The 7,891-nt window shown below is 49.0% G+C and carries 5 protein-coding genes and 1 pseudogene; 3 read left to right on the top strand and 3 right to left on the bottom strand.

Going from position 1 to position 7,891, the window contains the following annotated elements:
- Window positions 1-296: 296 nt before the first annotated feature.
- From GX839_04595 to GX839_04585, 3 genes and pseudogenes are all read left to right on the top strand, one after another.
- A pseudogene (locus GX839_04595) lies at window positions 297-620 on the top strand (hypothetical protein).
- Window positions 621-664: 44 nt separating this feature from the next.
- A complete protein-coding gene (locus tag GX839_04590) occupies window positions 665-1,825 on the top strand; it encodes a hypothetical protein (GenBank protein ID NLB04736.1) in 1,161 nt (386 codons plus the stop codon).
- 858 nt (window positions 1,826-2,683) lie between these two features.
- Complete coding sequence (locus GX839_04585) at window positions 2,684-3,187, top strand: hypothetical protein (protein NLB04735.1); 504 nt, start codon at window positions 2,684-2,686, stop codon at window positions 3,185-3,187.
- A gap of 222 nt (window positions 3,188-3,409) precedes the next feature.
- Here GX839_04585 and GX839_04580 read toward each other — a convergent pair whose 3' ends face one another.
- The 3 genes from GX839_04580 to GX839_04570 form a co-directional block, all read right to left on the bottom strand.
- Window positions 3,410-5,785 (bottom strand): glycyl radical protein, encoded by a 2,376-nt coding sequence (locus tag GX839_04580; protein ID NLB04734.1) that lies wholly within the window; start codon window positions 5,783-5,785, stop codon window positions 3,410-3,412.
- 56 nt (window positions 5,786-5,841) lie between these two features.
- On the bottom strand, window positions 5,842-6,741 hold the full coding sequence (locus GX839_04575) for a glycyl-radical enzyme activating protein (protein ID NLB04733.1): 900 nt from the start codon (window positions 6,739-6,741) through the stop codon (window positions 5,842-5,844).
- Window positions 6,742-7,006: 265 nt separating this feature from the next.
- Window positions 7,007-7,891, bottom strand: an 885-nt coding sequence (locus GX839_04570) for a hypothetical protein (protein ID NLB04732.1), incomplete at its 5' end; no start/stop codon positions are given.

Here is a 7,891-nt window from a genome sequence, read left to right as displayed (position 1 = left end):
ATCTTACTCATGTTGGGTTTCAAGTTTGTTGCCTCCAAAATGATCTTCAGTCTCGGCAGATCCGTGAGAGCTTTTACCTCCACGCTTGTATCAAATTTGATCGGATAGTGCATGTTCTTACCTCGAATTGATCTTTGGTAAGAACTCTAACCACTCCCATCACTTTTGTACATTCTTATCTCATCGAAACTGTGCATTTTTAGGCTAGCATCTACACGAGCAGACAAGGAGTCCTGACTTAACTTTCTGGTTGATCTCAAAGAGCGAGGCCATCGAGGCACTCAGCTCTTAATTGGGATAAATGCTTGGGCCTATTGGAAGCGGATCATACCATCTACCCTGACCCCCGATACCAGCGTTGCGGCGTTCATTTCGCCCGTAATGCCCTGTCGGTTGTCCCCCGCGGAAAGATGAAACTGGTGGCGGCCATGTTACGGGCGAATCATGTCCAGGAAGACCGTCAGACGGCACTGAATATGAGCATGAAGCACCTGGAGAAACATGAGATGAAAATCCAATTGGAAGAAGAGGGGCCACGGGCCGAGTGGCAATTGGGGGAATCCCCGCCCGCGGGAGTACCCGAAATATCCTGTCGAGTAAGGCAAATGTGCAAAAAATAAGATTGGGAGTACCCATATGTGAGGGTAGAAAGAAGGAAATTGATATGAGAAGACAACAATCTTTTAAACCGTCTTCATTGTCGATTGCGATTTTGATCATGGTTGTGCTGCTCATCGTGACACAGACCGGTCCACAGGCAGCAGCCCAGATTCCCCCACAGCCGGCGACTGCAACCGTAGACATATCGTATGTCGGCTGCCATGGCTTTAAGCTTTCCGGATCGGTATCGACCTTGTTTTATTTCGTTGAAAAAGGCTTTCGATATAACTATTATGGAAACTGGAATGATGTTGAAGTGACTTCTGCCAGCAATCCGTTTACTTCCTGGATCAAGCAAGACGGCTCGTGTAAGCAATATCCGGTTCAGTCATACATTCGCTATAAGCTGAATCCAACCGATCCAGATTCAAAAATCATAACAAAATACTCCGAAACAAAGTACGTAGAATTATTGGATCAACCATATGGTTGCATAGATGATCTATCGCCATCGCGTAACAGTTGTCAAGTCGTCACAGAGATTAAGACAAATGGGAATATGATCGAACGCCTGTGGATCATAGTCAAGGATACGGCCGGAAGCTATCCTGAAGCTGAATTTGACCTGCTGAAACATTTCAACGACGACCGTTCATTGAGTTCGACGATTACCGGGCTGCAACCTGGCACAGAATATCAGGTCAATCTCAAATATTTTACAGTCGATCAGCTTATGTCGGGTCAATCAGGCAGGTCAGCGTACTTTACAACCTTTAAAACAAAAGCATCCCTGACGCCTACTTTAGTGCCTGCGCCAACATTAACTGCGGCCTCTACGCCAACGCCATCAGCAGCACCAACACCAACATCGGCTCCTGCACCGACTTCGTCAGCTGCCCCAACAACAGTGGCTCCTGCACCAATGTCATCAGCTGCATCAACATCAACAGCAGCTCCTGCACCGACTTCGACCAACACGGTTATCCCGGAGACAACAGTGATACCGACAACCGAGGCGACGTCAATTGAACCGTCGAGCCAGGAATCCAGCAACTCAGAGACCCTAAAAGAAGACACCTCACTGACAGCGAATGATATAAACAATTCAGACGACCGAGACAATCCAAGAAACAACAATTTGTTTGTCATTATCCTTCTGTCAGTTGTCGGTGCAGCATTGATTGGCATCTTCATCTCGTTGTTCTTGAAACGGCGAAAAACCTGATGCATTGGCTCGAGTACGATTGTTCTTGAGCCTTGTATTGATCGAGCCAACGCAAGAGGGCTGAATGTGGCATCAACCTGACCACTTGCCCTTCTCTTGGGGTGCGGACATTTTCTTGGGCCGTTCCTGGCGTTCGACCCTGCGCCGAAACCCGATTGGCCCATGATTTTGATGGGGCTGAGGAAGAAACGAAATTGCTGCCTGCCCGCAAGTTCCCAATGACTCCTCATATAAGATATTTGTTGTACTCTCTTGGTGTTAATCCTGCTGGATCCCATTGGCAGCGGTCATCGCAATAATCAGCTCAATTCCTGATGACGTTATGAATGTCATTGAATGGTTCGCACGGGGAAATGAAAATGCCATCTTGCATATGGCCGGTAAACGATTCCTGAGGCGCATCATTCCAGCAGCTGGTTTGAAGTGACATCGACTGCTTTTTCGCGCGTGGGATCATGACCCGAATAGTTGACCCTAATCTCAAATCACCGCTCCAATATCATTGATGTGTTCAAGAAACGCCAACAAGCAAGCAGGGGTTCACTTTTCAGAAGTAGTCTTCATTCCGGCGCTTGATGTCCAGTAAGGGCATATAAAAACCCGGCAGAGTTGATGTGGCCTATGCCTAAGTTTTTGATTTATTTGGGGACGGTCTTCTCACGAAAAATACATCATATTCATCAGGTTTTTGCTTCAAAACTTCATTTAAAAAACTCCATGCTATCATTGAATTCATGATGTCAAGTATTGATTCAAGAATTCCATCTGAAGATTTCTGGATAGGAGGATATGGAAAAAGCTTGTCAACTGAAAAAGAAGGACCGGTTGAAAGGAAAGACACGGAAAAGGAGCGGATGTATGAAAAAAATAATTGTTATTTGTTGTCTTGTCTTAATTTTTACTCTGGCCGCATGCAGCAGCAATAAATCGAATGAACCCGTTGATAGTAAGGCAATCGTTCCTTCAATCGGTGACACGGAGGGTCTAGTTACAAAAACACCCGTAGAGCATGAAGACCCTGACGATGTCTATCAGCCGGAAAAAGCTTTACCTGAAGGTTTGCCGGTTTATCCTGGTGCGGTTATGACTTTTGATACGGAAACCGCCGCTTTTAATGAAGGGTTACATTGGATGTGGATGTATGAGGATGCTGGAAGTGCAAAAGAAATTCATGACTTTTTCGTGGCTGAACTTGAAAAACTGGGTTTTGAGCTTGAGGAGCCTTTCTTTAGTGAGTATGAGGTATTTGTTCATGATGTAACAGGAACGGTAAGTCTGGGTTTTTCAGCTGATGAGAACGACGACCTGAACAAGCTTGGTTATATGATTACGGTCAACCTTGATGCATGGAATGAGCGATAGGTTCCTGGAATAATCGGCCATCTTTAAATAAATAAAGATTTGAGAGACAAGATGAAGTGGCGACGGTACCTGATACCGTTGCCGCTCTTCGTTTTGGCGCAGGATGCCATACCGTATCATGTCTGCCCCCTGTGGGGCGGAGCTTTCCGGTCGCTCAATCACTTTGGTTCCCGGCGGTGCTGCATTCCTCACCGTATTTGCCGGTGCTTCCCTTGCTGCTCTTTAGAAATGTTCCTGTTCCGTGCGGGCGATAATTTCGTTTTGCAGTTCCTGGTCAAGGTTGCGGAAATAGTCACTGTAGCCTGCCACACGCACAATGAGGTCGCGGTATTCCTCGGGTTTTTTTTGCGCGGCCAGCAGGGTTTCTTTGTCAATCACATTGAATTGGATATGATGGCCATCCTTGTCAAAATAGGTCCTGACCAGATTGCCCATCATATTCAGGCCATTTTCACCTTTTACCAGCGAAGGAGTGAATTTTTGATTGAGGAGAGTTCCGCCTGTGCGAAGATGATCCATCTTGGCCGCCGAATTGATCACTGCGGCAGGCCCCTGATGGTCAGCACCCTGAACAGGGGAGATTCCTTCAGATAGTGGCTTATGAGCGCAGCGCCCGTCCGGTGTTGCGCCGATCACACTCCCGAAATAGACATGACTTGTTGTAGGGAGCATATTGATTCTGTATTCGCCGCCTTTATTGGTCGGCCTGCCATTTACCAGCCTGGCAAAAATATCGAATAGTTGACGCATGATGCGGTCAGCATAATCGTCATCGTTGCCATATTTAGGTGTTTTCAGCAGGAGTCTGGAGCGTAATGCCTCATGTCCTTCAAAATTGTCCTCAAGAGCCTTCATCAGCTCTGTGACGGTGAAACTCTTCTTTTCAAAGACATGATATTTCAAGGCTGTCATTGAGTCGGTCACGGTACCGATACCTACACCTTGGATGTAATTCGTATTATATCTTGCCCCGCCCGCATTATAATCTTTGGCTTTGCCGATGCAATCCAGGGTGATGGCCGAGAGGAAGGGAACAGGCATTTTTTCAGCAAAAATCGCATCAATGACGTTGGAGCCGGCGATTTTGATGTCCAGGAAATACTCAAGCTGTTTGGCATAAGCCGCCATCAAATGCTCAAAACTCTTGAAGCTCTCCGCTTTCCCCGTACGAAGGCCCAGCTGTTTGCCCGAGTAGTGGTCAAAGCCGTCATTCAAGGTGAGCATCAGAATCTTGGTCAGATTGAAATAGCCTGTCAGGATGTAGGCCTCACGGCCAAAGCATCCGGTCTCCACACAGCCGCTCGCCCCGCCGTAACGGGCATCCGCCAACGACTTGCCCGCATTGAGAAGTTCTTGAATAATTGCTTCCGTGTTGTAAAAAGCGGGCTGGCCCCAACCCTGGCGTGCTATTTCACAGGCCCGATGCAGGAAACGATCGGGTGTCTTCCGGCTGATCTGCACATTGGAGCTGGGCTGTAGAAGGCGTAACTCCTCCATGGTGTCAAGAATCAGATAGCTGACCTCGTTGACGCCGTCCTGGCCGTTGGGGGTAATACCACCGGTATTGATATTGGCAAAATCCGTGTAAGTGCTGCTTTCTTTCAAGGTAATGCCGACCTTGGGAGGCGCGGGCTGGTTATTGAATTTGACCCATAAGGCCTGCAGGAGCTCTTTGGCCCTGGTATCATCCAGGATGCCGTCTTCCAGATCTTTACGGTAGAAGGGAATCAGATGCTGATCCAGACGTCCGGGACTGAAGGCATCCCAGGGATTGATCTCCAGGGTAACACCGAGATGGACGAACCAATACATCTGGATGGCCTGCCAGAAAGTTTGCGGTTTTTCTGCTGGAACAACTTCACAGTTTTTTGAGATCTGCAATAGTTCTTTTTTGCGTTCAGGATTTTCTTCCCTGGCAGCAAGTTCGGCGGCATAGTCACTGTAACGCCTGCCGAGCGCAATAATGGCTTCGCAGGCAATACGCATTCCTTTCAGCTGTTCGGCTTTACGCGGTGCCTCCGGGTCGGTCAGATAATCCAGATTTTGTAATTCCCTGTCAATCTGAGCAATCCGGTCATTGAAGCCTCTGGCATAAATGTCGTCCGCTCCAACGGTGTGGCCCGGTCCCCTTTGTTCCATGAATTCGGTAAAGATACCTGCCCTGTAGGCGTCTTTCCACTCTTCAGTCATTTTATTGAGAATGATGGTGCGGGTGGAGCGGGCATCCCAATAAGGAATAATGGTCTTTTCCTGGATGGCAAAATAGTCTTCTTTCACTTTGAAGGAAATAAGTTCGCGCCGATCCATGACCTCCATATCCTCCAGGGTGTGGCAGCAGAGCTCCGGGAAGGTGGGGGCAGCTTGAGGATGTTCCCCCTTTTCGCCGACGATCAGTTCATCTTCGCCAAGGTAGAGAACCTTTTTTTCCATCAGCTCTTTTAAAAAGAGCGCGCGCAAGACGGGCGCAGATACCTGACCCTGGTATTTTTTATAAACTTCAGTTTCGATTTGCGCTCTTTCCATGGAGATGACGGGCTGCGTCGAAACAGACACATCCCGCAGTTTTTGAATTCTCTCATTCATGCCACGTTTTTCCATTTTGATTCGCCTGACTCCCTTGATCGATGTATTCGATTGCATGGACAAATTTGCATTCACTTAACCTTTGATGCCAGAATGGCACCCCCAATACCTGTCTGACTCAGGCCTTTGTCTAAGAAGAGTTGTAACGCCTTGTTCATGAAGTCACCGGAGGGTACCTTGAACAATGCTCTTTGACCGTCAAGACCCATTCGAACGTATTTGCTTCTGCCAAAAAGATGGTAAGGCAAAAGAGCGATCGTCTCAGGAGTGATATTCCCTGCGATCCAGTCAGCCATCGCCTCCAGTTCTTCCTTTTCGCCGTTGAAGCCAGGTATGACAGGGATTCGAAGATGAATGACCGTATCCTGTTTTGACAGCCAGATCAGGTTGTCAAGAATTTGCCGGTTATCAGACTTTGTGAATTCTTTATGTTTGATCGGGTCAAGATGTTTCAGATCGTAAAGAAAGGAATCAGCATATTTTAATGCTGTTTCCAGATTGAGGCGGGGTATTGCCCCGCTGGTATCAATGGATAAATTGATCTTCTCTTTTTTGATCTCTTTCATCAGCGCTTCCAATGCCCCTACGTCTTGAGCAAGTGGTTCGCCGCCGGATAAGGTCACTCCACCCTGAGATCGGTCATAATACGGCCTGTCCCGTAAAACGATCTGCATGATATCCTTGACAGAGTATTGTTTTGCACTCATCAACAAGGACTCTGCGGGGCAGACATCGGCGCATTTGCCGCAGCCAGTGCAGTTGCTGTAATTGATTTTGGGACCTGTTTCAGGATCATAGTCCAGCGCATTGTCCACACAGACATGTTCACAGTTGCCGCATTTGATGCAGCGATCCTGGAAATAAAGGAGTACAGGCTGATCGGGCTGTCCTTCAGGATTATGACACCAGGGACAGGACAATGGGCAGCCGGCGAAAAACAGGGTTGTCCTGAGTCCCGGTCCGTTTTCCATGCTAAGACGCTGTATATCAAATAAATAATGCAAGGCTGGCCTCGAAAACCATCTGTATTGAATCTTAATCGGCAATGACCATGTTACAATACAACATCTTTCAAGACGAGGGAAACGGGCACGACCTGAAGACTGTTTCCTCTGTTTTCATCGGGGAAGGGTGGTTGTGGATCAGGCCTGAGGCGCCGGCAAAACCGACCGGCATTCCAAGGAAACAGCGGGGCAGGAAGGGCCGGGTCCCCGGTCAGAACTGGGGACCCTCCGATTAATCAAGAAATGAGATTTTCCTTCTTTTCCAACAGATCAGCGTCCCTGCTGCCAAGGTCAGCCAACAGAGCCCCGTCAGCCAGCTGGTCCATACCTTTTGTCCGGTGGCCGGAGACTTTTCAGCCGCCAGGATGGTCACAGTGACGCTTTGAGAGCCGCCGCCTACCAGGTAGGTAATGGTGGAGCTTCCGGCCTTCAGGGCGGTGAAGGTGGCTGGACTGTTGAAGCTGGCCGAAAAGAATCCGGGATCCCACTCCCAGGTGCCGCCGTCGGGCTTGGGATCCCAGGTGATGCTGTCGCCCAGGTTCATGGAAAAGCTTGCTTGCAATCCCGTAATTTCCTCCCAGTGGGCCGAGTATAGCCTGTCACCCAGAGAACCCTTGGGGATGGTGACCTCCATGGCCAGGCCGGAGATGCGCGTGCCCGACCAGCCTATAAAAGCGTGGCCGCTCTTCTTCGGCTGATTCAGCCGGATATCGCTGCTTTCGATGGTGTAGCTTGCCGGGTTGTCAGCGGTCCCCCCTTGCAAGTCATAGTCAATGGAAAAAGACAGAGGCTGCCAGTGCGCGGTATAGGTCCTGTTGCCTGTAGAACCTCCCGGGACGGTGACCTCCATGGCTTGACCGGCGATGTCCGTGCCCGACCAGCCGGTGAAAGCATAACCGGTTTTTTGCGGTGGATTCAGTTGGATGTCATTACTTTCGATGGTGTAGCTTGCCGGATTGTTAGCGGTCCCCCCTTGCAAGTCATAGTCAATGGAAAAAGACAGAGGCTGCAAGTGCGCGGTATAGGTCCTGTTGCCTGTGGAACCTCCCGGGATGGTGACTTCTATGGCTTGACCGGAGATGTCCGTGCCCGACCAGCCGGTGAAAGCATAACCGGT

The organism is Fastidiosipila sp., assembly GCA_012511175.1.
Classification (GTDB): Bacteria; Bacillota; Clostridia; order Saccharofermentanales; family DTU023; genus UBA4923.
This window is presented reverse-complemented; position numbering and strand designations above follow the sequence as displayed.